The organism is Yinghuangia soli, assembly GCF_021502675.1.
GTDB classification, from domain to species: domain Bacteria; phylum Actinomycetota; class Actinomycetes; order Streptomycetales; family Streptomycetaceae; genus Yinghuangia; species Yinghuangia soli.
In genome coordinates this window covers 39,208-64,438 of sequence record NZ_JAKFHA010000045.1, presented here as the reverse complement: position 1 = coordinate 64,438, position 25,231 = coordinate 39,208, and the positions used below count along the sequence as shown (strand labels likewise).

Annotated in this window: 22 protein-coding genes and 1 other RNA gene; 14 read left to right on the top strand and 9 right to left on the bottom strand. The window is 71.3% G+C overall.

Features of this window, described 5'->3' with window-relative positions; genetic code table 11:
• Positions 1-43: 43 nt before the first annotated feature.
• The gene (locus tag LZ495_RS39255) at positions 44-931 is read right to left on the bottom strand and encodes an NAD(P)-dependent oxidoreductase (protein ID WP_235057999.1); all 888 of its coding nucleotides are present in this window, start codon (positions 929-931) and stop codon (positions 44-46) included.
• Between LZ495_RS39255 and LZ495_RS39250 the strand changes: the two genes are divergently transcribed.
• Complete coding sequence (locus LZ495_RS39250) at positions 930-1,331, top strand: winged helix-turn-helix transcriptional regulator (protein ID WP_235057998.1); 402 nt, start codon at positions 930-932, stop codon at positions 1,329-1,331. The genes LZ495_RS39255 and LZ495_RS39250 overlap by 2 nt on opposite strands.
• 106 nt (positions 1,332-1,437) lie before the next feature.
• Here the strand turns inward: LZ495_RS39250 and LZ495_RS39245 are convergent, their stop codons facing one another.
• The gene (locus LZ495_RS39245; protein WP_235057997.1) at positions 1,438-2,301 is read right to left on the bottom strand and encodes an alpha/beta fold hydrolase; all 864 of its coding nucleotides are present in this window, start codon (positions 2,299-2,301) and stop codon (positions 1,438-1,440) included.
• On the opposite strand from LZ495_RS39245, the gene LZ495_RS39240 reads away from it, so the two are divergent.
• Positions 2,300-2,491, top strand: coding sequence for a hypothetical protein (locus LZ495_RS39240; protein WP_235057996.1), 192 nt, complete (start codon positions 2,300-2,302; stop codon positions 2,489-2,491). The two genes, LZ495_RS39245 and LZ495_RS39240, sit on opposite strands and share 2 nt — an antisense overlap.
• A gap of 64 nt (positions 2,492-2,555) precedes the next feature.
• Here the strand turns inward: LZ495_RS39240 and LZ495_RS39235 are convergent, their stop codons facing one another.
• On the bottom strand, positions 2,556-3,062 hold the full coding sequence (locus tag LZ495_RS39235) for a MarR family winged helix-turn-helix transcriptional regulator (protein ID WP_235057995.1): 507 nt from the start codon (positions 3,060-3,062) through the stop codon (positions 2,556-2,558).
• 166 nt (positions 3,063-3,228) lie between these two features.
• On the opposite strand from LZ495_RS39235, the gene LZ495_RS39230 reads away from it, so the two are divergent.
• Positions 3,229-4,485, top strand: coding sequence for an MFS transporter (locus LZ495_RS39230; RefSeq protein WP_235057994.1), 1,257 nt, complete (start codon positions 3,229-3,231; stop codon positions 4,483-4,485).
• A 109-nt stretch (positions 4,486-4,594) separates the two neighbouring features.
• On the opposite strand, the gene LZ495_RS39225 is transcribed toward LZ495_RS39230, so the two are convergent.
• The 3 genes from LZ495_RS39225 to LZ495_RS39215 all read right to left on the bottom strand — a co-directional run bounded on the left by LZ495_RS39225 (position 4,595) and on the right by LZ495_RS39215 (position 8,537).
• Positions 4,595-5,947, bottom strand: a complete 1,353-nt coding sequence (locus LZ495_RS39225; protein WP_235057993.1) for a DUF2254 family protein — start codon at positions 5,945-5,947, stop codon at positions 4,595-4,597.
• A gap of 238 nt (positions 5,948-6,185) precedes the next feature.
• Positions 6,186-6,758 (bottom strand): TetR/AcrR family transcriptional regulator, encoded by a 573-nt coding sequence (locus LZ495_RS39220; protein ID WP_235057992.1) that lies wholly within the window; start codon positions 6,756-6,758, stop codon positions 6,186-6,188.
• A gap of 147 nt (positions 6,759-6,905) precedes the next feature.
• Positions 6,906-8,537, bottom strand: coding sequence for an ABC transporter substrate-binding protein (locus tag LZ495_RS39215; RefSeq protein WP_235057991.1), 1,632 nt, complete (start codon positions 8,535-8,537; stop codon positions 6,906-6,908).
• A gap of 318 nt (positions 8,538-8,855) precedes the next feature.
• On the opposite strand from LZ495_RS39215, the gene LZ495_RS39210 reads away from it, so the two are divergent.
• From LZ495_RS39210 to LZ495_RS39185, 6 genes are all read left to right on the top strand, one after another.
• A complete protein-coding gene (locus LZ495_RS39210; protein ID WP_235057990.1) occupies positions 8,856-10,556 on the top strand; it encodes a CocE/NonD family hydrolase in 1,701 nt (566 codons plus the stop codon).
• On the top strand, positions 10,553-11,503 hold the full coding sequence (locus tag LZ495_RS39205) for an ABC transporter permease (protein WP_235057989.1): 951 nt from the start codon (positions 10,553-10,555) through the stop codon (positions 11,501-11,503). Before LZ495_RS39210 ends, LZ495_RS39205 begins: the two co-directional genes overlap by 4 nt.
• The gene (locus LZ495_RS39200; protein ID WP_235057988.1) at positions 11,500-12,369 is read left to right on the top strand and encodes an ABC transporter permease; all 870 of its coding nucleotides are present in this window, start codon (positions 11,500-11,502) and stop codon (positions 12,367-12,369) included. Before LZ495_RS39205 ends, LZ495_RS39200 begins: the two co-directional genes overlap by 4 nt.
• The gene (locus LZ495_RS39195) at positions 12,366-13,358 is read left to right on the top strand and encodes an ABC transporter ATP-binding protein (RefSeq protein WP_235057987.1); all 993 of its coding nucleotides are present in this window, start codon (positions 12,366-12,368) and stop codon (positions 13,356-13,358) included. The genes LZ495_RS39200 and LZ495_RS39195 overlap by 4 nt, the downstream gene beginning before the upstream one ends.
• Complete coding sequence (locus LZ495_RS39190; protein WP_308268782.1) at positions 13,351-14,139, top strand: ABC transporter ATP-binding protein; 789 nt, start codon at positions 13,351-13,353, stop codon at positions 14,137-14,139. The genes LZ495_RS39195 and LZ495_RS39190 overlap by 8 nt, the downstream gene beginning before the upstream one ends.
• Before the next feature lie 87 nt (positions 14,140-14,226).
• A complete protein-coding gene (locus tag LZ495_RS39185) occupies positions 14,227-14,688 on the top strand; it encodes a DUF3237 domain-containing protein (protein WP_235057986.1) in 462 nt (153 codons plus the stop codon).
• A 156-nt stretch (positions 14,689-14,844) separates the two neighbouring features.
• Here LZ495_RS39185 and LZ495_RS39180 read toward each other — a convergent pair whose 3' ends face one another.
• A complete protein-coding gene (locus LZ495_RS39180; RefSeq protein ID WP_235057985.1) occupies positions 14,845-16,341 on the bottom strand; it encodes an amidase in 1,497 nt (498 codons plus the stop codon).
• A 273-nt stretch (positions 16,342-16,614) separates the two neighbouring features.
• Between LZ495_RS39180 and LZ495_RS39175 the strand changes: the two genes are divergently transcribed.
• From LZ495_RS39175 to LZ495_RS39160, 4 genes are read left to right on the top strand one after another with little or no spacing between them, the layout of a single operon-like run.
• Positions 16,615-17,034 carry an SseB family protein gene (locus LZ495_RS39175; RefSeq protein WP_235057984.1) on the top strand — a complete coding sequence of 140 codons (420 nt, stop codon included), beginning with the start codon at positions 16,615-16,617 and terminating at the stop codon, positions 17,032-17,034.
• Positions 17,027-17,443, top strand: a complete 417-nt coding sequence (locus tag LZ495_RS39170; protein ID WP_235057983.1) for a hypothetical protein — start codon at positions 17,027-17,029, stop codon at positions 17,441-17,443. The genes LZ495_RS39175 and LZ495_RS39170 overlap by 8 nt, the downstream gene beginning before the upstream one ends.
• Positions 17,440-21,987, top strand: coding sequence for a DUF6531 domain-containing protein (locus tag LZ495_RS39165; protein ID WP_235057982.1), 4,548 nt, complete (start codon positions 17,440-17,442; stop codon positions 21,985-21,987). Before LZ495_RS39170 ends, LZ495_RS39165 begins: the two co-directional genes overlap by 4 nt.
• Positions 21,987-22,226: a DUF8617 domain-containing protein gene (locus LZ495_RS39160; protein ID WP_235057981.1), complete on the top strand. Its 240-nt coding sequence runs from the start codon at positions 21,987-21,989 to the stop codon at positions 22,224-22,226. Before LZ495_RS39165 ends, LZ495_RS39160 begins: the two co-directional genes overlap by 1 nt.
• 166 nt (positions 22,227-22,392) lie before the next feature.
• Here LZ495_RS39160 and rnpB read toward each other — a convergent pair.
• Both rnpB and LZ495_RS39150 read right to left on the bottom strand, forming a co-directional pair.
• Positions 22,393-22,792: RNase P RNA component class A (gene rnpB, locus LZ495_RS39155), an RNA gene on the bottom strand.
• Positions 22,793-22,816: 24 nt separating this feature from the next.
• A complete protein-coding gene (locus LZ495_RS39150) occupies positions 22,817-24,259 on the bottom strand; it encodes an RNB domain-containing ribonuclease (RefSeq protein WP_235057980.1) in 1,443 nt (480 codons plus the stop codon).
• 117 nt (positions 24,260-24,376) lie between these two features.
• On the opposite strand from LZ495_RS39150, the gene yaaA reads away from it, so the two are divergent.
• Positions 24,377-25,174 (top strand): peroxide stress protein YaaA, encoded by a 798-nt coding sequence (yaaA, locus tag LZ495_RS39145; RefSeq protein ID WP_235057979.1) that lies wholly within the window; start codon positions 24,377-24,379, stop codon positions 25,172-25,174.
• Positions 25,175-25,231 lie beyond the last annotated feature (57 nt).

Genomic DNA, 25,231 nt, shown 5'->3' with positions numbered 1-25,231 from the left:
CGGCCTGCGCACGTATATAGGGACGCAGCCCTTCTGCGGCCGGTCAGGCCCCCGGATGCGGAGCGGTACCGGGCAGCAGTTCGGCGATGTGGGCGTAGGAGTCGTCCGCGTAGCCCGCGTCCATGCCGCGGCGGGCGACCTCGTAGGCAGCGGAGATCACCGAGGAGTCGATGCCGCGGGTGCGGGAGGCGTCGAGGACGTGGGACATGATGGCCGCCGCCGAGCGGAGGTTCGAGCCGTCCGCGGGGTACTCGCGGGCGTCGATCTTCGCGGCGAAGGCGTCGATGACGTCCGGCAGCAGGCCCGCGACGCCCTTGGCGTAGGGCGCAAGGTCGGTGGCGGTGACACCCTCCGCGCCGGCCAGGGCGAAGGCGTGCACGACGCCGGTCAGCGCGGTCCAGAACACGTCGAGCAGGGCGACGTCGTGGGCGGCGGCCCGGCCGGGGTCCGTGCCCAGGTGCGCACACGTTCCGCCGATGGCGGCGAGCGTGCCGCGGTGGGCCTCGAATATGTCCGCGGGACCGCTGTGCAGGACCAGCGTGGCCGGGCCGCCGATCAGGTACGTCGGGACCATGATGGCCCCGTCGAGGTAGTCGACCCCGTGCTCGCCCGCCCACCGGGCCGTCGCGCGGGCGTCGTCCGGCGTACCGGCGGTGAGGTTGACCAGGGTGCGGCCCTTGAGCGCGGCGGCGTTGGGCTCGACGACGGCCCGGACGGCCTCGTAGTCGAGGACGCAGACCACCACGAGGCCGCCGGCGGCGATGGCCTCGGCGGCGGTCGGGGCCTCGACCGCGCCGTGTTCGAGCAGGCGGCCGGCGCGGCCCGGGGTACGGTTCCACACAGTGGTGGGGTGGCCCGCGGCCAGGAAGGCCGAGGCCAGGGCCTGGCCCATCGGGCCGAGGCCGAGAACGGTGACAGGGGAAGCGGACATGGCGGACTCCCGGTTGGTGACGGTGACCGATCCGCACACGTGCGGCATGGGCGTGGCCGTCGGGGTGTTCGAGGGCAAGTGGAAGGCGTTCATCATGTGGGTGCTCGCCGACGGCCCCCGCCGCTTCGGGGAGACCCGGCGCCTGGTCACGGGGATCAGCGAGAAGGTGCTGACCCAGCAGCTGCGCGAGCTCGAAGCGGACGGCATCGTGCGCCGCGAGGACCACGACGAGGTACCGCCCCGGGTCGAGTACTCGCTGACCGCACATGGCCAACGGCTTTATGGGCTACTGGAGTTGCTCGACGCCTGGGGGCAGGACCATCTGGCCGTGCGGTCGGCGTCGGAGTCGGATGAGGGGCTTGGCGCGCCACTCACAGAATCGCCGCGCATCGCATCATGATCAAGTACGCACCTTGAGGTACGTGCACCGCCGAGCACCCCGATGACGACGCCCCGGGTGCCTCCGCACCGAAGTCGGCGGAGGCACCCGGGGCGTCAGTGCCGCATCAGGCCAGGCGCGCCAGCAGCTCCGCGAAGACCTGCGGCCGGCTGAAGTAGCCGACGTGCGAGGCCGCCAGCGAGTGCACCTCGAACGGGTTGTCCGGGGTCAGCTCGTCCGCCTTGCGGATCATGTAGTCCTGCACGGCCGGGGTGTTGCTGCGGTCCTCGGTGAGCCGGACGTACGTGTGCGGGACGCGTCCCCAGGTCTCGGCCCGGGCCAGCGCCCCTTCTTCCAGCACCCCGTAGTTCTCGTCGGGGTCCAAGGAGTCGAGCAGCAGCCGGAATTGGTGGTCGGTGCCGTCCGCCATGACGGCGGCCTTCAGCTGCGCGAACAGTCCCGGATCGGCGTGTGCGCTACGCCAGTTCAGCCGGGCGACCCCGGGGTCGGCGACGTCCGGCACGGCGATCCGCGCGGCCGCGGCGTCGAGCAGGTTGTCGTCGTCCACGTTCCACGCCTCGGTGAGCATGGCCGGATCGCTGAGGCAGAGCGCGGACAGGTAGACGACCCGGTCGAGCAGGTCGGGCACGGCGTTGGCGACCGCCGTGATGGTCAGGCCGCCGAGGCTGTTGCCGACCAGGACGACCGGCCCCCATTCGGCGAGCCGCTTGAGGACGCCGGCCACGTGGTCGACGTTGTCCTGCAGCGTGACGCCGCGCATCGGCGAGGCGGCGGCGGTCAGTTCGCCGAGGTCCTGCGGCTGCCGGCAGTACGCGGCAGCCGTGTCCGCCAGGTCCCCGTGGCCGGGCAGGTCGACGGCGTGCGAGCGGTGGCCGAGCAGCGCCAGCTCATTCTGCAGCGGGCCCCAGGCCCGGGCGTTGCTGGAACCGCCGTGTACAAAGACAAAAGTGGGGCGCGAGTTTGCGCGCATGGTGAAGATCCTCGTCATCGGGAGGCGAGCGGTGGACGCTGGACCCGATGCCGACGGAGGCCGGCACCGCGGTCAGATCGCCGACCGGGTGCGAATCGCCTGCCAGTTGTGGATGACGGAATACATGATCATGACCCTAGCAGGACCGCGTCCGGCACTTCGCGCGGTTTCCTGCCGCATCTCCGCGTGACGCGGCGGTGGGCACACGGTCGGGCCACGCGCCTAGCACGGACCAGAGCGTCGGGCTGCCACGGCTATTTGATGTCGGTGTCGCCCAGGGCTTCGAGGACGTTGCGGAGGCTGTCGGCGGCGTTGTCGATCAGGGCGGGGTCGATGTCGGCCAGCAGGCGGGCGTAGTTCGCGAGGTGGTCGGCGAAGACGGCGCGGGTGACTTCGTGGCCGTGTTCGGTGAGGCGGATCTTGACGGTGCGGCGGTCTTCGCCGTCGCGGACGCGTTCCACCAGGCCCTTGGCTTCCATCTTGTCGATGCGGTTGGTGATGGTGCCGGAGGAGACCATCGAGGCCTTGAGGAAGGTGCCGGCGGTCAGGGCGTAGGGCGGGCCGGAGCGCTGCAGGGTGGTGAGGACGTCGAACTCGCCGACGTCCAGGCCGTGGCCGGATGCGACGGATTTGACGGACTTGTCGACCACGAGGGCCAGGCGCTGGATGCGTCCGAAGAGGCGGACGGGCGCCAGGTCCGCCGCGAGGTCGGGGCGTTCGGTTTCCCACTGGTCGATGATCGCGTCCACGGCATCGCTCATTGCCGGCACTCCTCTCGGTACGTCTTTCCTCGGATCAGACTCTATCAGTTTTGATTCTCTTAGTTTCGAGATATTTGACTCTGAGATAGCCAGATGTTGTTATCTCACTACCGAGATTGCCGAGTCGGATCGGCGCCTCCCCTCCCTGCCACTGGAGCGTCCTGCCATGTCGTCGTCCCTGCAGATCCATGCCCGTCCGCAGTCCCCGGCCGCCCCGGCGTCGGGACCAGCCGATGCCAAGACCGCGACGGGGCGACAAGTCCCGGCGTTGTGGCTGGCGTTGCTGGCCACGCCGGTCGCGGCGAGTGCGAACGGGCCGGTGCTGATCCTGCCCGACATAGCCGATTCGCTCGGGGTCCGTACGGCCACCGCGACCTGGCTCGTCACCGTGTTCGCGTGGGGGCTGGCGGTCGGTACGCCGCTGATGGCCGCCCTGCTGCGGCGCTGCGGCATCGGCGTCACGCTCAAGGCCAGTGCCGTGCTGATCGCGGCCGGTACCGCGGTGCTTGCCGTGGCGCCGTGGCTGCCGCTCGCGATGGTCGGGCGCGCGGCGCAGGCCGCGGGCGGTGCGGGGCTGGTCACCACGGCGATGAGCCTGGCCGGTTCGGTGCGCCGGATGGGCGTGATCACGGCAGGCTTCGGGACGTTGGGGGCGGTCGGCCCGCTGCTCGGGTCGACGCTGGCCGGAGCCGTCTCGTGGCGGCTGTCGCTGGCCGTGGGGGCGGTCGCCCTGCCGGCCGTGCCGGCTGTGCTGCGGCGTGCCGACCTGGCCGCGCCGGAGCAGCGCACCCCGTTCGACGGACGCGGCGCCGCGCTGCTGGTTCTTGCCGCGACGTCCTTGGTGCTCATCCCGCGCTACCCGCTGCCCGCGGTGGCCGCGTCCCTGGCGTCGGGTGCGCTGCTGGCGCTGCACGTGCGGGCCGTGCCCGACGGCTTCCTGCCCGCTTGGCTGCTGCGCGCCCGGGTGTTCGTCCTGTCCGCCGTGCTGGCCTGCACGCTGTCGACGTCGTACTTCACGCTGCTGTTCACCATCCCGCAGCTGCTCCGCGACCGCACCGACTGGTCGGCGTCCGCCATCGGCACCGGGCAGATGGCCGCGCTTCTCGTCGGCTCGGCGGTGTCCATGCTGCTGGCCGCGGCCTCGGCCCGGATGAGCCGTACGCAGGTCCTGGCGATCCTGCTCACGCTCGGCACGCTCGCTCCGGTGGCGGCGGCGCTGACCCCGTGGGCGCTGCTCCTCCTGCCGGTCGCGACCCTGGCCGTGATCGCCACGAGCGCCGGGCAGGCGACCCTCGCGGTGTACGCCACCACGGCCGCCACTCCGGCGCAACGTCCCACCGCGATCGGGATGTTCAGCCTCTGCTACCAGCTGGGCGGGGCCTTCGGTCCGGCCATCGCCGCGGTCATCGCGCTGGGTGGCTGAGCACCGCAGGGTACGAAGCAGAGGAAGCCAAGGAAGCAAAGTACGAAGCCGCCTCGGCCGGACGCAGAGTCCCGGCCGGGGCGGCTTTTCGCGCTGCGATCCGTACGCGTCAGGCCGGCCCGCCGAGCCCGGGCGGGCCGGTCTTTCGGCGCGCCGCGAAGCCGGGGCGTTCCGGGCCGCCCAGGCCCTGGAGGTCCGCGGCCGCGGACAGCGTGCGGTAGTGCGGGTCGGGGGCCGCGTGCGGGACCATCCGGTCCAGGAGTGCGAGCCGTTCCAGCAAGGGCTCGTGGCGCTCTTGCGGGGCATGGAAGTCGACGCGGGCGATCAGGGCCCGGAGCCGGCGGGCGATCTGGGGGTTGCCGGCGCCGTAGAGAAGGATCTCGTCGAGGGCCAGGGAGACCAGGTCGCTCCAACTCGGCGCGGGGCAGCGGACCCGGATGCCGCCCTCGTCGTCGACCAGTCCGAACGTGCCCAGGGCGCGGCCCGAGAGTTTCAGCAGCGCGTCCTCGATCTGGTCGAGTGCCTGGACGGCCGTGGTGGGGTCGTTGACCGCCGGGGACAGCGCCCGGATCGCGATGTCCGCGAGCAGCCGCAACCCGTAGGCCGGGTCCTGCTCGAAGGTGCGCGTCGGGCCGACGCCGAGCGCGGCGGACACCGCGGCGGCCGGCTCGCGGACGTCCGTGCCGGGCGGCGCGGCGATCTGCGCGATGCGCGCGGAGCCGCCCACGAAATCGCCGACGGCGACGGTCATTTCGATGCGGCAGCCGGTGCGGGCGGCCCAAGCGACGAGCTCGCGTTCGTCGAAGGAGCTCACGGTCCCGGGGCGGCCGGAGAAGCGGACATCGGTCCGCCGGAGCCCGTCGGCCGCGGGGCCGGGGTCCGGGTCGACCGGCCCGGACTCCCCGTACGCGGCGGGGTACACGTCCTCGACGACGTGGTGCAGGCGCTCGCCGACGGCCCGGGAGAGTCCGCCGCCGGTGACGACCGAGCGGAGTGCGGCCAGCATGTTCAGTACGACGATCGTGTCGAAGAGCACGAGGGCCACGGCGAAGGTGACGGCGAGGCGCGGGGTCTCGTCGGAGTCGACGTGGCTGAGGGCGACGAGCGCGTACAAGGCGGTGCCGACGAGCAGCGCGAAGACGGTGAGGAACCGCCCGAAGTAGTGCAGGGCGCCGACCAGGCGCGGCGACATCGCCTGGATGGTCTGGATCACCAGGGTGACCGCGGTCAGCACGAAGCCGGCCAGGGTGATCATGGCGGCGGCGATGGCGGCGAGGGCCGCCTGGGCGGTGGAGGCGCTGAAGCCCAGGCCGCCCGACGGCAGGTGCGGCTCCAGGTTGGGCAGCGCCCACCCCAGGAAGCCGCCGCCGACGATGATGGCCAGCGACCCGATCCGCCCGCCCTTTTCGAAGCGCGCCGGGCGGCTCCGCCCGCGGGGCGAACGGATCCGTTCGACGTTCACTGCTGATCCCGGCCGCGGCTCGCGACGTCCTGGGGATCCGCGCACGGCAGGCGGTCGCGGAGCTGTGCCCGCCGTCGCTCGACGAAGGTCTGCGCAGGCTCGGAGTGCGAAATCATGCCCATAGATTTGCACTATTTGCCGGAATTCATACGTATCGACAGGCCGCCGCGTGCGGCACCGGCCCGGAAGCCGGGCCGAGGCGTCGCGGCGGCTTCACCCCGGCGCCGGGGCGTGCCGGTCAGCGCGCCGTGAGCATGGCGACGACGGCTTCGGCGACGCGGGCCGCGCGCTCGGGCGAGGCCTGCTCCGCGCCCTCGACGGTGGCCACGAAGTAGCCGCGCACCAGCAGGAAGAGGGTGTCCGCGGCGAGGTCGGGGGCGGCCACCTCGGCATCCGCCGCGGCGCTGCGGAGCTCCTCCCAGGTGGCGGCGGCTTCGCCGGACGTCGGTGCATCCTGGGTCGGCCCGACGCGGCTGGAGGAGAGCATCTCGATCCACAGGCCGCGCAGCACGAGGTCGTCCGGCTCGGTACTGAGGAACCACTCGACGGTCGCCCGGAGCCGCGCGGCGCCCTGGAGTCCCGCTATGTGCGACTCCAACTCCTCGCGCCAGCGCGGCTCGGCGGCGTCGACGGCGTTGGTGATCAGGGCGACGCGGGTGGGCACGTAGTTGGTGACCATCGCCGTGGAGCCGCCGAGTTCGTTCGCCACGGCGCGGATGGTCACGGCACGGGCCCCGTCCCGGGCGGCCACCGCCAGGGTCGCCTTGGCGATCGCCCTGAGGCGTTCGGCTTCGTCGACGTCGATCGGCATGTGCACACACCTATATGGGAATGCGGCGGCCCGGTGAACCCCCGTGGGACAACATTGTTATATCACGCGGGCGAGCCGCTCCCGCGGGTGCCGAGCGCGGCGGGATCGGCCCGTACCAACGGGACCGGCCCCGCCGCGCGGCAGTCGTCAGCCTCCGCTGCCCGTCGCGCCCAGGTAGGCCGCCCAGGGCATGCCCATGTACGCGAACGACGCCGGGGCGCCGCTGATCCGCTTGTTCAGGTACATGCGCTCGTACGGCGCGACGAGGTACACGACGGGGAGCGTCGGCGTGAACGACGCCATCGCGTCGGCGTACGCCTGCGCGGCCGCCACCGGGTCCGCGGCGGTCCGGGCCTTCGCCAGCAGCTGCGTCGCGGTGGGGTTGTCGTAGCCCATCCAGTTGAACAGCGCCCCGGGGTTGACCATGTCGGCCACGTACGCGGCCGCGTCGGGCGCGCCCACGTAGCCGAAGGTGACCACCAGGTCGAGGCTCTGCCGGATGGCGGGGTCGTAGAACAGCGAGGACATCTCGGTCGGTTGGAGCTGCCGGATCTCCAGGTCCACGCCGATCTGCTTCGCCGCACCCTGGAAGAACGTGGCGATCTGCAGGCTCCGCTGGTCGCCGGCCGGTATCGCGGTGACCAGGGGCCGGGCCGGGGCGCCGACCTGGGCGAGTACCTTCTTGGCCTGCTCCAGGTCCGGCTCGGGCACGCCGGGCAGGGCCGCATAGGCGGTGTTGAGCTGGATGCCGGCCGGGTCGCCGGCCCAAGTGCTCGGGGGTGCCAGTGACTTCAGCTCGTCGGCGGCGCCGCCGAACGAGTTCTTGATCAGCGCCTTGCGGTCCACTGCCAGCGACAGCGCGTCCAGCAGCCGCCGGTCGGCGGCGGGCGACTGGGCGTTCGCCGGGACCACGAGCACGTTCTGCGTGGACGGCCCGAGGTACACCGAACCGCCGCCCCCGCCCAGCGCCTTCGCGCTGCTCGGCGGCAGTTCGTAGGTGCCGTCGACGTCGCCGGAGAGAAGCGCACTGGTGAGCGTGTTGCTGTTGGTGATGAAGCGGAAGACCACGCGGCCGATCTTCGGCTTGGCCGTCGCATCCCAGTAGCCGTCGTTGCGCTCGATGGTGATGCTGTCGCCGGACTTCCACGAACTCAGCTTGTAGGGACCGGTGCACATCACGCCGCCGGCCGATGTCCCGTACGCCGCCCCCGCCTTCTTGGCGTACGCCTCCTGGACCACCGCGCCGAACGGGGTGGCCAGTGCCTTCAGCAGCGACTGGTTGGGACCGTCGGTGCGGATGGTCACCTGGTCGGCACCGGTTGCCTCGATACCGGTGACGCCGACCAGGGCCGCACCGTAGATGCCCTGCGTCGCCGGGTCCATCTGGCGCCGCAGGCTGTAGGCGACGTCCTCGGCGCGCATCGGCGCGCCGTCCCAGAACGCGACTCCCTGACGCAGCGTCAGCACCAGGGACCGCTCGTCGGCCCAGACCGCCTTCGCGGCCAGCCCCTGCCCCACCGAGAAGTCCGCATTCAGGCGCATGAGCGGTTCGCAGAGGTTCGCGCCGACGGTCTGCGGGGAGTAGTCGCCGGACTTGGCCGGGTCGAGCGTCGTCGGCTCGCCGAAGGGCAGCGCCCAGGCGATCTCGTCGAGCGTCCCGGTGCCCGCGGGGGTCATGGTGACCAGCTGCCCTGCGGCGTCGCCGGTACCGGCCTCGCCCCCGCCGCCGGAACAGGCGGCGGTGCCGGCGAGGGCTACGGCCAGCACCCCGCCGAGCACGCGTCTACGGAGGGGTCTGTTGCTTGTGCGCAGGGCTCTTTTGCCGGTCATGACGAAGCTCCTTGGCGGGGAAGGAACGGCGGTCGGAGGCCGGGACATCGGGTCCGATCCCGGTCCGCAGGCACGCCAGCCGTGAAAAACGAACGTCATATAACGTCGTTTCATCATCCAGGCTTCCATCCCGTGAACAAACCCGTCAAGCCCTCCGCGGCGACGACTCCCGCACGCGGCGTGAGGTATTGACGCCGGGCGAAGCGTTCTGAAACGCTGTTATATGACGTAGTTGTTTCTTCTCGTCCTTCTCCTCAGTAGGTGCCTATGAGCCTCGCCTTCGAGCGCGTCCCCGCGCAGCCCGTGCCCGAGCACGCCCGGCAACACATGGTCCGGATGCGCGACGGGCTGAGGCTCGCCACCGACGTGTACGGGCACGACCGCGGCCCGGGGCCGGCCGTCCTGGTCCGGCTGCCGTACGACAAGAACAGCCGGTACGTGTTCTTCGACCGGGTCGCCGAGCGCTTCACCGCCCGCGGCTACGTCCTGGTCGTCCAGGACGTCCGGGGGAAGTTCCGTTCGGAAGGCGCCACCCTCGGCTGGACCGGCGAGGTCGACGACGGCTACGACACGATCGAGTGGGTCACCCGGCAGCCGTGGTCGAACGGCGCGGTCGGCATGTTCGGCGACTCGTACTACGGATTCACCCAGTGGTCCGCGGTGTCCAGCCAGCACCCGGCCCTGCGCGCCATCGTCCCCCGCGTCACGACGACCGGCGTGCGCCCCGGCCTCGCCACGTACGACGCCTCGGTCGCACAGCCCTGCTGGCTCGAAGGGGTCGACTACCAGGCGCACATCTGGATCGACAACGAGACCTACGAGTACGAGGCCGACCTCACCAAGCGCCCGCTGGTCGCCGCGTACGAAGAGGCCTTCGCGGCCATCGGCAAGCGGTCGGACGGCTTCGACCTGGCCGTCCACGGCATCGAACTCACCGCGTACAACGGGCCGCACCCCTACGACGCCCGGCCGGTCCCGGTCCTGCACTGCGTGGGGTGGTTCGACAACCTCGGCATCGCGCACATGCGCGACTACACCGAGCTCGCGAAGCGCCCGGCCTGGGCCGCCGTCCAGTACCTGTACGCCGACACGATCGACCACGAGAACTACTTCCTCGAACAGGCCCCGGTACAGCCCGAGAACGACCACATGGCCGACGACGCGGCGCTGAGCACGATGCTCGACGCCTACTGCGGACCGGCCCTGGAGTTCTTCGGCGTCTTCCTCAAGGACGAGGCCGCTCCTGCCTCGCTGCCGCGCGTCCGCTGGAAACTCGGGCACGCGGGGTGGCGGACGTCGCCGGCCTGGCCGCCGCCCGGCGCCGTGCCGCTCGACCTCGAACTCGGCGCCGCACACGCCGCCTTGGGCCCCCTGCCCGGCGGCACGCTGAGCCCTGCCGCCGACGATGCGGCGGACCGGTCCGAGGAGGCCGTCTCCTGGCGGTACGACCCGGACGACCTGGTGCCGTCGGCGGTGGCGAACACCTTCATGCAGCTCCACGGCCACCCCGACGAAAGCGCCACCGCGGCCCGCGACGACGTACTGGTCTTCACCACCGCGGCCGCCGAGGAGCCTCTCGACCTGGCCGGACCGGTCAGCGCGGTGCTGCACGTCGAGAGCACCGCACCGACGTACGACCTCTTCGTCCGGCTCCTGGACGTCGCCCCGGACGGCGCCGCCCGGCTCGTCCTGCGCGGCTGCGTGCAGGCCGACGCACCCGGCCCGTGGCAGGTCGGCCTCGGGCACACCGGGTACCGATTGCGGCCCGGCCACCGCCTCGCGCTGATGGTGGCGAGCAGCGACTTCCCCAACCACGTGCCCAACTCCGGGACCGCGGAGAACCCGTGGTTCACCACGGCGCCCAAGGCGAGCCTGCAGAAGCTCACGACCGGCGGCGCCCGCCCGTCCCGGCTCCGCCTCACCGTCCTCGCCGCGCCGGCGGGCCCCGAAGGAGGCGAGCGGCCATGACCGCCTCCTTCCTCGCGACCCGGCTGACGATGCTGGTCGTGACCGTCTTGGTCGCGAGCCTCGGCATCTACGGGGCGTTCATGCTGGCCCCCGGCGACCCCGCGACCCTGCTGGTGGGCGGCGCACGCAAGCCCGACCCGGCGGTCCTTGACCGGATACGCGCCGAATACCACCTGGACGACCCGTTCTTCGCGGGCTGGTGGCATTGGTTCAGCGGCTGCCTGCACGGCGACTTCGGGAGGTCGCTCGTCTACCGCGACAGCGTCGGCCACCTCATCGGCGAGCGGGCCGGCGACACGTTCGCCCTGGTCGCGTACGCCGCCGTGCTCGTCCTGGTGCTCGGCACCGCGATCGGGACGGTCGCGGCCCTGCGCGGCGGCCGTACCGAAGCGCTCCTGACCGCGGCGACCTCCGGCGTGATGGCCGTACCGACGTTCATCATGTCGGTGCTGCTGATCTGGGTCTTCGCGGTCGAACTGCCCTGGTTCCCGGTCTACGGCTCGGGCACGGGCTTCGGCGGGACGCTCTCGCATCTCACCCTGCCCGCGGTCGCGCTGGCCGTGTCGTGGGTGGGCTACGTCGCGCAGGTGACCCGGACATCCGTCCGGACCGAACTGCGCGGCGAGCACGTCGAGACCGCCCGCAGCCGCGGCGTGCCCGAGTCCGTCGTCATCCGGCGGCATGTGCTGCGGAACGCCTCGGGACCGATCTTCGCGGTCTCCGGGGTGGGCATCGCCGGGCTGATCGCCACCACTGCGGTGGCCGAGCAGGCCTTCGGGATCGGCGGGCTCGGCGCCCTCATGATCGACGCCGCACTGAAGCAGGACCTGGCGGTCGTCCAGGCCGTATCGCTCCTGTTCGTCGTCCTCTTCGTCGCCGTGAACACCGTCGTCGACCTGGTGAGCGCGGCACTCGACCCCCGCACCGCGCAAGGAGGCAGCAGATGAGCACCGCACCGGCACCCGTGCTCCCCTCCGCCGGCCGCACCCCGCCGGTACGCCGCCGGCGCCTCGACACGGCGACCCTCGCCGCGGCCGCCGTGGTGGGCGTGTTCGTCCTGCTCGCGCTGTTCGGGCCGCTGCTCGCCCCGCACGACCCGAACGCGGTCGACCCGCTGGGCGTGAACGCCGGCTCTTCGGCCGGGCACCTCCTGGGGACCGACGACACCGGCCGGGACATCCTGTCGCGGATCCTCTGCGGCGCCCGCGCGAGCATGGCCGCCCCCGCACTGGTCGTCCTCGTGTCGACCGCCGCGGGCACCGCACTCGCGCTGTGCGCCGCGTGGTTCGGCGGTTGGACGGACCGGCTGGTGTCCGGCGCGCTGGACGTCGTCTTCGGCTTCCCGGGGCTGATCATGGCGGTGCTGGCGGCAGCCGTCTTCGGCCCGGGGCTCGCGGCGCCGGTGATCGCCCTGTCGATCGCGTACCTGCCGCTGGTGACCCGCGTCGTCCGCGCCGCCGCCCTCAAGGAGCGCTCGCTGCCGTACGTGTCGGCGCTCGGCCTCCTCGGCGCGTCCACACCGCGGATCTGGCTGCGGCATCTGCTGCCCAACCTGGCACCGCTGATCCTCGTGCAGGCCACGATCGGCTTCGGCTACGCCCTGCTGGACGTCGCAGCCGTCTCGTTCATCGGCCTCGGCAGCCAACCGCCCGCTCCGGAATGGGGATTGATGGTGTCCAACGGCGCGCCCGGGATTCTCACCGGCCAGCCCCAGCAGTCCCTCTACGCGGGCCTGATGATCGTCGTCCTGGTGATCGCGGTGAACCTGCTGGGCTCCGGGCTGTCCCGACGCCTGCCGGGAGGGGCCGCATGAGCGCCGCCGCGCCGCTGCTCGACATCCGCGGCCTGCGCATCGACCTGCCGACCGGCGCGGGTTCCGCGACCGCGGTACACCGCGTCGACCTGGCCCTCGCCGCGGGCGAAGCGGCCGCCCTGGTAGGCGAGTCGGGGTCGGGCAAGTCGCTGACCGCCCGCTCTGTGCTGCGGCTGCTGCCGCCCGGCGCCGAGGTGCACGGCGAACTCCGTTTCGCCGGCGAGTCCGTCCCCGGTATGTCCCGCACCCGGCTCCGGGAGTTCCGGGCGGGCGAGGTCGCGATGGTCTTCCAGGATCCGCGTGCGCACATCAACCCGGCCCGCAGCGTCGGGGACTTCCTGGTCGAAGGGCTCACCGCCGCCCGCGGCGTCCCGGTCCGCGAGGCCCGCCGACGCGTCGAGGCGGTGCTGCAGGAAGTCGGGATCCCGGACGCCGAGCGCCGCATGCGCCAGCGGCCCGGGGAGCTGTCCGGCGGCCTGCTGCAGCGCGTCATGATCGCCGCGGCGCTCGCCGCCGAGCCCAAGCTGCTCCTCGCCGACGAACCGACCACCGCCCTGGACGTGACCACCCAGGAAGAGGTCATGGCCATCGTCACCGAGGCCCGCGAAGCGCGCGGACTGGCCATGCTCTTCATCACCCACGACCTCGAACTCGCCGCGGCCGTCTGCGACCGCGTCGTCGTCATGTACGCCGGGTCCACGGTCGAGGAACTGCCGTCCGGCGCACTGCACCACGGCGCCGCACACCCGTACACGCGGGCCCTGCTGGCGTCGCGTCCCAGCGTCGGCGACACCGCGTCGGGGCTCCGGGCCATCGCGGGCCGCCCGCTGTCCGGCTTCGAGGTGCCGGCCGGCTGCAGCTTCGCCCCGCGCTGCCCGCGCGCCCGCGACGCCTGCCGCACCGACACCCCGCTGCTCCGGGCCGCGGGCACCGGGACCAGCGCCTGCCACTACCCGCACATCACCGAGGAGGCGGAGCAGCGTGCTTGAGGTCCGCAACCTGCGCAAGACGTTCGGCGACTTCGTCGCGGTCGACGACGTGGCCTTCCGGTTGGAGGTGGGCGGGTCGCTCGCGGTCGTCGGGGAATCCGGCTCCGGCAAGACCACGACGGCCCGCATGATCGCCGGGCTGGAGCAGCCCACCGCCGGGAGCATCGCGGTCGCCGGGAAGGAGCGCGGCCCCGGGCGCCCGCGCGGCGCCGGCCGCCGGGCCCGCGCGCGGGAGATCCAGATGGTCTTCCAGGACCCGTACTCCTCGCTCGACCGCCGCCAGCGCGTCCGCGACGCGGTCGCCGAGGCCGTACGGCTGCACCGGCCGCTCCGCGGCCCGGCCCTCGCCGCGCGCGTCGACGAACTGCTGGACCTGGTGGGCGTGGACGAACGCCAGGCCGGTTCGCTCCCCCGGGCGCTGTCCGGCGGCCAGCGGCAGCGCGTCGCCATCGCCCGCGCGCTCGCGGCGGAACCGCAGGTCCTGATCCTGGACGAGGCGGTCGCGGCACTCGACGTGTCCATCCAGGCCCAGATCCTCAACCTGCTGGCGCACATCCGCACGACCACCGGGACCACCCTGCTGTTCATCACCCACGACCTGGGTGTCGTCCCGCACATCTGCGACGAGGTCCTCGTGATGCGCTCCGGACAGGTCGTGGAGAGCGGCCCGGTGCCGTCGGTGCTCCGGGAGCCGCAGCACGACTACACGCGGCGCCTCGTCGCGTCCGTCCCGAAGCCGGGCTGGAAGCCCCGGCGCCGCGCGCAGCCGCCCGCGGCCTGAACAGGCTTTCCGGCGGGCGGCCTGCCGAAGGCCGCCCGCCCCCCTTCGCTCCAACGCTCTTTCGCTCTTCGCCCCTTGGGAGTCTTCGTGAGTTTCACCCCCGCCCTGGAATACGTCTTCGAGATCCGGGCGCACATCGCCCCGACGCTGCATGTCGGCAACGGCGACGGCGAGAAGACCGAGTTCACCCCCATCACCGGCGGGACCGTGGACGGCCCCCGGCTGCGCGGAAAGGTCCTGGCCGGCGGGGGCGACTGGAGCAGCACCCGCGGGGAGATCTGCGAACTCGACGCGCGCTACCTGCTCCAGGCGGACGACGGTGCGGTCATCGACATCGTCAACCGCGGCTACTACCACCCGGATCCGTCCGCCCCCGACCAGTTCGACGGCGGTCTGCAGGTCACCGAGACCGGCCACTACTACCGCACGTCGCCGGTGTTCCGGACCGACGCTCCGGCCCACCGGTGGCTGGCCGAGAGCGTCTTCGTGGGCCTGGCCCGCCCGGACGGCGAGGACGTCGTGGTGATCCGGATGTACCGGCTGCGCTGACCGCACCTGCAAAGGACCCGGCCCCGGGGCGACTTCGGTCGCCCCGGGGCCGTTCTCGTCCCGGATGCCCGGCATGGCGGTAGCAGGAGAACGCGGGAAGGCCCGGCGCGATCGATCGCGCCGGGCCTTGTGTCCGTGCCGGACAACCGTGCCGGACTACCGTGCGGGGAAGGGCGGTGCGAAGAGCGGGGTGCGGTCCTCGACGGCCTGGGCGGCGTCCAGGATCAGCTCCTCCTCGAAGCGGCCGCCAATGAGCTGCACGCTGACCGGCAGCCCGTCGGCGAGCAGCGCCGGCACGGTGACCGCCGGGAACCCGAGTGCCGGGACCGCGGCCATCGGCCATTGCGCGGCGATGAGTTCGGCGCCGCGCTCGAGGCTCGCCGCGTCCGCGTCGTGCTCGAAGGGCAGTTCGGCACTGACCGGGGTCAGCAGCACGGTGTCGGAGCCGAGGAGTTCCTGGAGCCGCGTGATGAGCGTGCCGCGCCGGGCCCAGCCGTGGATGTAGGCCTGCAGCGACGGGGTTTCGCCCCACACCCGGGCCGCCGCCGCGAACGAGTACTCCAGCGACGTCTTGAACGCCTCGTCGCCGACCTGCCGGGCCAGCGGCAGCGTGGGCCGGAAGTCCTCGAAGATGAGCAGCTGCCAGATGCGCGCCGCCTCGGCGAGCACGTCCGCAGCCGCCGGGTCGTCGTCCTCCTCGACCCGGTATCCGGCGTCGGCAAGGTGGGCCGCGGCCAGTTCCACCGCGCGCTCGACGGCCGGGTGCGAGGCCACGGTGCCGATGCCGCGGACCACCTTGACGGTGACCGGGCCGCTCGGTGCGGGCCGGTCCGGCAGCGCGGGGACACCGAACGGGACGCGCAGGTCCGCCCGGGACATCGCGTGCAGGGCGAGGCGGGTGTCGGCGACGTCGCGGCCCAACGGCCCTTCGACGGCCCAGCCTTGCACGGTCAGCGGGAAGTCGAGCTGCTCGAGCGTCCCGTCCGGCCCCGGCACCATCGCGGGCGGCGCCCAGTCCGACACGCGGCCGACCGTGGGCCGGATGCCCACGACGCCGCAGCACGCAGCCGGGTAGCGGATCGAGCCGCCGATGTCGTTGCCCTGCGCCAGCGCGGTCATGCCGACAGCCAGCGAACTGGCCGCGCCGCCGCTCGAACCGCCGGGCGTGCGCTTGTCGTCCCACGGGTTGAGGGTGCGCCCGTGCAGGTCGTTGTCGGAGAACCAGCGGTACGAGAACGCGGGCGCGTTGCTGCGGCCCAGCAGGATCGCACCGGCCTCGCGGAGCGCGGTCACGCACGCCGCGTCCGCCTCGGCGGGCGCGTGCGCCAGGGCGGCGATGCCGTGGCTGGTGATCCGGCCGCGCTGGTCCGTGTTGATCTTCGTGGACACCGGGACGCCGTGCAGCGGCCCGAGGGGACTCCCGTCCGCCACGGCCGCATCGGCACGCCGCGCGTCGGCCAGCGCCTCGTCGGCGTGCACGTCCACGAGGGCGTTGAGGACCGGGTTCGTCTGCTCGATGCGGTCCAGGAACGAGCGCGTCACCTCCACGGCCGAGGCGGTACGCGTCCGGATCGCCTCGGCCAGCGCCGCGGCCGGCAGCTGCCAGAGTTCGGACGGCCCGGTGGACGCGGTCGGCAAGGGAGGGGTGGGCATAGGGGTCACCTCGGAGGAAGGGCGGCACGGAGCCGCGGGCGATCCGGTCGCGCAACGCACGGCCGCCGGGCAGGGCGGACCGGCACTGTGAAACTTTGTCATACAACACTGTTTGATCTCACGCCCAGCCTCGCCCGAGACCCCTCCCCTTGTCAACCCGCAGCACCCGGCCACCCGGATCGCCCGGACAGCTGCCCGCCGATGGCTCTGCTCCCGGGCTGTGTCGGCCAACCGACTGTAGGCTCGTGGGCACGTTCGTTGGACGGGGGAACGATGCGTGATGGTGACTTCGGCGTGGCGCCGGATGCGGGACCGTCTGAGACTTCCGGTCAGGCGGACGACCTGACGGAACTGCTCGAGCAGATAGCCCGGTTCGTCGAGGGCGATGGTGATCCGCCCTTGTTGGTGGCGGCTTTGCGGGCGGCGCGGTTGTACTGCGTGAAGCCGGAGCACGTCGGGTTCTCGGCAATCGGTCCTGCCGGGGCGGGGTTCGTGCCGGTGTTCACGTCGCTGGAGCAGATGGCGCTGTTCATGGCGGAGCCCTGCAACTGGTTCTCGATGCCGGGCAATGATCTGCTGCGACTGCTGCCCGAGGGGTACGACATCGCGGTGGATCTGGGCAGCCTGATGCCGGTGCGGCTGCATGCGGCACTCTGGCGTGAGGCCGCGGCGGTCAGGGGCGGGCATGGCTGACGACGGCTTCAAGGTCGACGGGCCGTATCTGCGCACGGCAGCAGAGGAGTTGGTCCAGGCGCTGACGGTGGCGCGGGCGATCGTGGCGCGGTCCACCGAGCCGTACGGGCAGTTGGATGCGGATGTGGGTTCGATCCAGTTGGGCATGCAGCTGCGCAACGTCTGGAGCACGTCCGGGGACACGATGAAGGCGCTGGTGGCCAAGGGGGAAGCCGTCGCGGTGGCGTTGATCGTCGCGGCGGACAAGTACGACCTGGCCGAGGCGAAGGCGTACGAGGCGATGAAGTACCCGGCGCCGCTGCTGCCGCCCAGCATGCGGACCACCCAACCCGGCGCCACGCCGCCGCCGTTCGACATGACCAAGCCGATCGGATCGGGCAACCCGGCCGGGCCGGGGGGTGCCGGATGAGCGGGTGGGAGCAGAATCCCCCGCAGATCGTCCGGGGCCGTTCCACCGCGGAGGACATCCCTGGGAACTGGGCTTCGGTGAAGGGGATCGCGGACCAGTTCACCGCGTTCGCGAACGAGGCCGTGCAGGCCGCGGAGAACCTGCGGCTGGTCGACAAGCCGGAGCTGTGGACCGGTTCGGCGGCCGACGGGTTCCGCGGCGACCTGCACGGGATCATCGAGGTCCTGGACCTGCACGCGACGGTGTATCCGAAGATCGCCAAGGACCTGACCGAATACTCCGACGTGATCTGGCGTGCCGAGGACGAGTGCCGCAACCAGATCGACCCGGCGGCCGAGGCCGCGTTCCGGCTCACGGCCCAGCACCAGGCCGCGCAACTGGCCTACGACGACGCCAAGCAGCGCCAGGACACCGCAAAGCTGGCGGGTGCCGACGAGTCGTGCATGCCGGCGCTACCCGACAAGCCCGGCAAGGACCCGGGGACCGCCGAGCTCCAACGGCTGCGCACCCAGCTGGGCCGCGCGATGGACCGCGCCGAGGATGCCAACGCCAAGTGCTACCTGAAGTTCCCCGGCTACGTCGACGAGCTGCACCGGATCAAGGACAGCAAGTTCCAGCAGTTCATCAAGGGCCTGCGCGACGGCACTGTGGACCTGGCGAAGTTCGCCTGGACGATCCTGCCGGTCCGGGTCGCCAAGGACGGCGACGCCGGCGCCTACTTCACCGACCTGCTCAACATCGCCAAGGGCATGACCCAGCCCCTGTATGACCCGGTCGGGTTCGCCCAGGACACCAAGGAAGCCGTCGGTCAGTCCTGGGACGACCTGTTGAAGAACCCCGCCTACACCGCCGGGAAACTCGTCCCCAACCTGGCGCTGGCCGCCGGCACCGGCGGCGCGGGCACCCCCGCCGCCGCAGCCGCCTACGCCCGCGTCATGGCCAAACGCGAAGCCATCCGCCTCGCTCGCGAACAAGCCGAAAAGGACGCCCTCGACCGGGCGGACCCCAGCAGCACCGGCCCCAACGCGCAGACCGCGGTCGGCGAACCGGTCAACGCCGCCACTGGCGAGATGATCCTCGTCCAACGCGACGTCGCCCTGCCCGGAACGCTGCCCTTGGTGCTGACGCGCCGACACCTGTCACGGTCAGCGCCGGGACGGCTGTTCGGGACCCGGTGGGCCTCCACCCTGGACCAGCACTTGCGCCTCGGCAGCACCGGCGTCGTCTTCGTCACCGAGGACGGCGTCGAACTCGAATACCCTGTCCCGTCCCCCGGTGAAGCGGTCATGCCGGTCGGCGGCGACCGTTGGCCACTGCATTGGGACGGGCTCCCCCGCGGCACGTTCACCGTCACCGACCCCCAGCGCGGCTGGACATGGTCGTTCACCCCGGTCACCGGACTCGCCGGACCTTTGCTCCCGATCCAGGCGGTAACCGACCGCAACGACAACCGCATCGACTTCCACTACGACCCCTCCGGCATGCCGTGCGAGGTCACCCACTCCGGCGGCTACCGAATAGCCGTCGACACCCGCAACGAACGCGTCACCGGACTGCGCCTGCTCGGCGCAGACCCAGCCACGCACGCACCCGCGGAGGACCCCTCCGCCTCAATCGACCTGGTCCAGTTCGGATATGACGCCCCAGGCCACGTCACCCAGGTCGTGAACTCCTCTGGTCGGCCGCTGGTGTTCGCCTACGATGACGCGGGTCGGATCACATCGTGGACCGACCGGAACAGCGTCTGGTACCGGTACACCTACGACGACGCCGGCCGCTGCCTGCACGGCGTAGGTACCGACGGCATCATGGACAACACGTTCGCCTACGACGCCGATGCACAGACCACGACGATGACCGATGCGTTGGGCGGCGTCCGCACCTACGCCTGGGACCGCCTGGGCCGAGTGACCGCCGAGACCGACCCGCTCGGCAACATCACGCGCACCGAGTGGGACGCGTTCAACCGCCGGATCGCGGTCACCGATCCCCTCGGGCACACCACCCGCTTCAGCTACGACGGACCAGGCAACCTCATCGGCATCGTCCGCCCCGATGCCACTTTCACCGTCGCCGATTTCGACCCCGTGCTGTGCCGCCCCACCCAGATCATCAACCGGGACGGCACCCGCCGCAGCTACACCTGGGACGCGCAGGGGAACCTGCTGACCGCTACCGACGAGATGGGCGCCCAAACCCGCTGCACCTACAACGACCAGGGCGTCCTCGAGCAGATCACCGACCCCCTTGGCGGCGTCACACGCATGGTCTACGACGCGGCCGGGCTGCCGCGGGCGGTCACTGATCCGCTCGGGAACACCACCCACGTGGTGCGCGATGCGTTCGGCCGTACTGCCACGACGACAGACCCGCTCGGGAACATCACGCAGCTTGCGCACACCGTCGAAGGCAAACCTGCCTGGCGCAAGCTCGCCGACGGCTCCCGCGAAGCATGGACCTGGGACGCCGAAGGCAATCTGGTCCACCACCTCAACGCGGCTGGTTTCACCACACGATACGAATCGGGCCCCTTCGACCTGCCCACCGCCAGGACCGGTCCCGACGGCCACCGATACAGCTTCGCCTACGACAACGAACTGCGACTGACCTGCGTCACCAACCCTCAGAACCTCACCTGGAATTACGCCTACGACGCAGTCGGCCGCCTCGTCTCCGAGACCGATTTCGACAACCGCACCCTCGGCTACGTCCATGACCCGGCCGGACGTCTCATTACCCGGGTCAACGGCGCCGGCGAGGAAGTCGCCTACAGCCGGGACGCGTTCGACAACGTGATCGAGGCCGTCCACACCGCAACCGGCCGCACCACCACCTACACGTACGACCCTGCCGGACGCCTGGCCCGCGCCGTGAACCCCGATGTGGATCTGGCCTTCACCCGCGACCGCTGCGGCCGCATCCTTTCCGAGACCAGCAACGGCCGCACCCTGGCAAACACCTACGACCTCCTCGGCCGCCGCACCCGCCGCGAGACCCCGTCCGGACATGTCAGCGAATGGGCGTACGACGCAGCCGGCCGACCTGTCCGGCTGACAGCCGCGGGTCACACTCTCGAATTCGCTTACGACCCAGCCGGACGTGCGATATCCCGCCAGTTCGGCGACAACGTCACTTTCACCCAGGATTGGGACCCCGTCGGCCGCCTCACTGCTCAGGCCACCATCGTCGGCGCCCGCCCCGACAAGATCACCGCTGCCCTGAGTCCTGGCTCCGGTCCCACCGAGACCCACCGCCGCACCTACCACTGGCGCCCCGACAGCTACATCACCGCCATCGACGACACCATCACTGGCACCAAGGCCTACAACCTCGACGACACGGGACGGGTTACTGCAGTCCGCGCCCAAAGCTGGACCGAACGCTACGCCTACGACTCCATCGGCAATATCATTCACGCTGAATGGCAGACCGGACCGGACGCCTCTGAAGACGACGTCCGAGGCGATCGCCGTTTTTCCGGAACCCTCATTCGGCGTGCCGGCCGCACCACCTATCATCACGACGCTCAAGGCCGGCTCATCCGCCGCAGCCGCCGGACGCTCTCCGGGAAGGTACTCGACTGGCATTTCGTCTGGGATGCGGACGACCGGCTTGTGGGATCGACAGCCCCGACGGGTGCCAGCTGGGACTACCACTTCGACCCGCTCGGCCGCCGGAGCTGCAAGAAAGGGCCCTCTGAAACCGCCCTGAGCTTCACTTGGGACGGACCGCAACTGGCAGAAGAGAATACCGGCCTATTACAGCGCACTTGGGATTACGAGCCCGGCACCTGGGAAGCAGTTCTCCAGAGTACCTGCAGCCCGTCAGGTGGCTCGGTCTATCTCATAGGCACCGACAGCGCGGCCCGCCCGATCATGCTGATCGATTCGAGCGGAGGTACTGTCCACCGCCCGGAGGCTTCGCTGTGGGGAGCTCCCGAACGCGGTGCGGCGCCCGACTTTCCATGCCCCCTGGGTGCCCCTGGGCAGTATTACGACGCCGAGAACGCAACGCAGCAGAATCGAGCGCGATCCTACGATCCGGAGACCGGCGGGTTTCTGTCAGCCGACCCACTGGGGTGGTGCGCTTCGCCCAACCCGCATGGATACGTCCCAAATCCTGCGACCTGGGTCGACCCGACGGGACTTGCGCCATATCCGGTAAATGGGCCAGGCCGTCTCACCGTTACCGCAACCCGACCCAGCGCCTCCGAGGTAAGCGCTGCGGAGTATATGGCAGGCCAGGGAAACCAAGTACTGCTCCGTGATCCAGTAGGCACCAGAGGAACCGCCACCAGCGACTTGCTCGTCAATGGCGTCCAATATGACATCTACACTCCACAGACGAGCAATATCGACAACATAGTCACCAACACCGCAAAGAAGCACTCTCAGGTTCCCAATGGAGGAGTGGTCGTCGACTTGAGCAATACCGGGCTGTCGGCCGCAGACTTTCCCAATATGCTGGCCCGCGTGAATAGAATGCTGGAGAGCTGGGGAAAGAGTGACAGGATTTCCGATGTCGTCTTCTATGGAGGGTCCTGATGGCCAAGATCAGGTGCACTTGCGGTGAGTTCATTCGCGATGACGATCCACAGCAGAGCATGCTGATGCTGGCGCGCGCGGATTTTGAGGTGAATTCCGACCCCGTCCTGCTTTTCGGAAAAGCAACTCTGGCACTGCGATGCCCTGTTTGCGGACGAATCTGGGTATTCTGGGATGATTCACCGGTGGCCACGGAGTATGTCCCGGCCGATGCGCCCTCACGAGACGTGGCCGAATAGCCGGAACGGCCGGCGGCAGGGTCTGTGTGCCTTCCTGAACCGGTCGACCGGTGCCCGCGCACCGTTGGCGCACCGACAAGGGCCGCTACCCACAGTCAATTACGGCCGAAGGCTAGGCCTCTGACCTACATTTATGTAGGTCAGAGGCCTAGCCTTCGGCTGGCGGCGGAAGAGTCGGCCTGTACGCCGGGTTTTGTCTCGCGGGGGCCTTGCGGCCCGCGCGGAGGCGGCCATCCATCTACGGCCGGCGTTGCCGCCGGCCTCTAGCGGTCTACCCGCAGGCTCGGGCGGGCCGCCCTCGATCGCCTGCGCAGGAGCCCGGAGGCTCCCTTTTGACCTTGCTCCGGGTGGGGTTTACCTAGCTGCCCGAGTCACCTCGGGCACTGGTGGTCTCTTACACCACCGTTTCACCCTTACCAGGGGTCCGAGGACTCCTGGCGGTCTGTTTTCTGTGGCACTGTCCCGTGGGTCACCCCAGGTGGGCGTTACCCACCACCCTGCCCTTCGGAGCCCGGACGTTCCTCGGCGGGACCCGTGGGTCCCGACGCGGCCGCCCGGCCGGCTCTTCCGCCGTACGGCCAGCCTATCGGTCAGGCCGGGGCGAAACGCACGCGGCGCTTCGAGGCGTCGGCCTCGACCAGGCGGACGCGCGCGGTGGAGCCGAGCTTGAGGCCGGTGCCGGTGAACTTCGCGCGGACCGCGGGGGTGCGGAGTTGGACGGTGCCGCCGGTGCCCTTGTCGTCGAGGTCGACGACCACCGCGTCGAACTCCTCGCCGAGGTGCGGCGCGAGGACGGCGGCCTCCACGAGGTCGACGGCCTCGCGTTCGACCTCGTGGGCCTTGCGGTCGCCCGCGGCCATCGTCTTCGGGAGGTCGGGGAGGCGCGACAGGACCCAGTCGGGGACCTCGGCGCCGGCCACGAGGCTGACGCAGATCTCGCCCGCGAAGCGGTCCACCAGGCGGCGCAGCGGGGCGGTGACGTGGGTGTATTCGTCGGCGACCGCGGCGTGCATGGCGAGTTCGGGGACGCCCGCGTCGAAGGCGGTGTAGCCGGCGCCGCGCAGGAGGCCGGTGGCTTCCTGGAGGAACGCGGCGTGGTGCGGCAGGGCCGGGTCGAGGGTGTGGATGACCTCGGCGTACGGCGTGCCGTCCGGCCAGGCGACGTCGAGGGCGCGGGCCACGCGGCGGAGTTGGGCGAGCGCGGTGGTCGGCGCGGCGGGGAGGGTGCGCAGGATGCCGATCCCGGCGTACGTCATGAGGTCGGCGGCGGCCATGCCGGTGAGCAGCGAGATCTGCGCGTTCCAGCCCTCGGAGGGCAGGGGTGCGCGGAATTCGAGGGCCCAGGTCTCGCTGCGTCCGCCGTTCCGGCCGCCGCGGGGGACGATCTCCTGCTCCGGGATGGGGAGGCTGACGCCGCCGCGTTCGCGTTCGATGCGCTCGCGCAGGAGGCCGATCTCGCGGAGGAGGGCCAGGGGTTCCTCGGCGGTGCCGGTGTCGATGAGGCCCTGGACTTCGGTGTAGTCGAAGCGGCGGCGGCTGCGCACCGTGGCGCGCTGCACGTCGGTGCCGACCAGTTCGCCGTCGGCGTCGAGGTCGAGGATCCACAGGAGCGCGGGGCAGTCCTGGCCGGGCAGCAGGCTCGCGGCATGCTCGGAGAGTGCGGGCGGGTGCAGCGGGATGCGCCCGTCGGGGAGGTAGAGGGTCTCGACGCGCTTCATCGCCTCGGTGTCGATCGCACCGCCCGGCACCACCCAGGACGCGACGTCGGCGATGGCGTAGTGGACGCGGTAGCCGGTGCCGGTGCGTTCCAGGTGCATGGCCTGGTCCAGGTCCATGGAATCGGCCGGGTCGACGGTGAGGAACGGCAGGTCCGTCGCGTCGCGTCCGGTCAGGCGCGGGGTGGCCTGCTCGGCTTCGGCGACGGCCGCGCGCGGGAAGGCGTCCGGCAGGTTGAGGTCGGCTCGCAGGGCGGCGAATCCGGCGCGGAGCCGCGCACCGTCGGCGGCCTGCAGATGCATATTGCGTCGGGGCACATGGCCGAGCTTAGGGGCGTTGGTCATCAAATGGCCGAATTTGCCTGCGTTTACCGGGCCCGGGCGCGTCATAAGGTAGGGGCGCACTCGTCCGCGTCGTCCCTGGGAGTCCCGTCCGTGCTCGTCCTGCTGCCGCCCTCGGAAGGCAAGGCCGCCGAGGGCTCCGGCCCGGCCCTCGACCTTGCCGGGCTCTCCCTGCCGGAGCTGACCGCGACGCGGGAGCTCGTGATCGATTCGCTGATCACGCTGTGCGAGGGCGACGAGTTGAAGGTCCTGGAGGCGCTCGGCCTCGGGCCGAAGCTGCGCGGCGAGGTGCTGCGCAATCTGGAGCTGCGGGAGGCGTCCGCGCTGCCCGTCTCCGAGCTGTACACGGGTGTCCTGTACGACGCGCTCGGGCTCGGGACGCTGAAGGGCGCGGCGGCGCAGCGGGCGAACCGCAGCGTGCTGGTCTTCTCGGGGCTGTGGGGCGCGCTGCGGCCGGCCGACCGGATCCCGCCGTACCGCCTGTCGATGGGCGTACGGCTGCCGGGGCTGGGCGGGCTGCCCGCGATGTGGCGTACCGCGATGGACAAGCCGCTGACCGAACTCGCGGGCGACCGGCTGGTCCTGGACCTGCGGTCGTCGGCCTACACGCCTGCCTGGCGGCCCGCGGGGGCGGTCGCGGCGCGGACCGCGACGGTACGCGTGCTGCACGAGCGCACCGTGGACGGCGTCGTGCGGCGGTCGGTGGTCAGCCACTTCAACAAGGCCACCAAGGGGCGCCTGACCCGGCAGCTGCTCGAGGCGGGCGCCGACCCGGCGACGCCGGCCGAACTCGCCGACGCGCTGCGCGATCTGGGCTGGACGGTCGAGACCGCGCCGCCCGCGAAGCGCAATGCGGCGTGGGGGCTGGACGTGGTGGTCTCGGAGATCTGAGCCCGGGCCGGTACCGGCCCGGTGGCGATTTCGGCCCGGGCCACAAGGGCGGGCACG

Coding starts and splice junctions, on each gene's coding strand:
- LZ495_RS39250 (WP_235057998.1), top strand. CDS start 930: ATGGCGGACTCCCGGTTGGTGACGGTGACCGATCCGCACACGTGCGGC.
- LZ495_RS39255 (WP_235057999.1), bottom strand. CDS start 931: ATGTCCGCTTCCCCTGTCACCGTTCTCGGCCTCGGCCCGATGGGCCAG.
- LZ495_RS39240 (WP_235057996.1), top strand. CDS start 2,300: ATGGTGAAGATCCTCGTCATCGGGAGGCGAGCGGTGGACGCTGGACCC.
- LZ495_RS39245 (WP_235057997.1), bottom strand. CDS start 2,301: ATGCGCGCAAACTCGCGCCCCACTTTTGTCTTTGTACACGGCGGTTCC.
- LZ495_RS39235 (WP_235057995.1), bottom strand. CDS start 3,062: ATGAGCGATGCCGTGGACGCGATCATCGACCAGTGGGAAACCGAACGC.
- LZ495_RS39230 (WP_235057994.1), top strand. CDS start 3,229: ATGTCGTCGTCCCTGCAGATCCATGCCCGTCCGCAGTCCCCGGCCGCC.
- LZ495_RS39220 (WP_235057992.1), bottom strand. CDS start 6,758: ATGCCGATCGACGTCGACGAAGCCGAACGCCTCAGGGCGATCGCCAAG.
- LZ495_RS39210 (WP_235057990.1), top strand. CDS start 8,856: ATGAGCCTCGCCTTCGAGCGCGTCCCCGCGCAGCCCGTGCCCGAGCAC.
- LZ495_RS39205 (WP_235057989.1), top strand. CDS start 10,553: ATGACCGCCTCCTTCCTCGCGACCCGGCTGACGATGCTGGTCGTGACC.
- LZ495_RS39200 (WP_235057988.1), top strand. CDS start 11,500: ATGAGCACCGCACCGGCACCCGTGCTCCCCTCCGCCGGCCGCACCCCG.
- LZ495_RS39195 (WP_235057987.1), top strand. CDS start 12,366: ATGAGCGCCGCCGCGCCGCTGCTCGACATCCGCGGCCTGCGCATCGAC.
- LZ495_RS39180 (WP_235057985.1), bottom strand. CDS start 16,341: ATGCCCACCCCTCCCTTGCCGACCGCGTCCACCGGGCCGTCCGAACTC.
- LZ495_RS39175 (WP_235057984.1), top strand. CDS start 16,615: ATGCGTGATGGTGACTTCGGCGTGGCGCCGGATGCGGGACCGTCTGAG.
- LZ495_RS39170 (WP_235057983.1), top strand. CDS start 17,027: ATGGCTGACGACGGCTTCAAGGTCGACGGGCCGTATCTGCGCACGGCA.
- LZ495_RS39165 (WP_235057982.1), top strand. CDS start 17,440: ATGAGCGGGTGGGAGCAGAATCCCCCGCAGATCGTCCGGGGCCGTTCC.
- LZ495_RS39160 (WP_235057981.1), top strand. CDS start 21,987: ATGGCCAAGATCAGGTGCACTTGCGGTGAGTTCATTCGCGATGACGAT.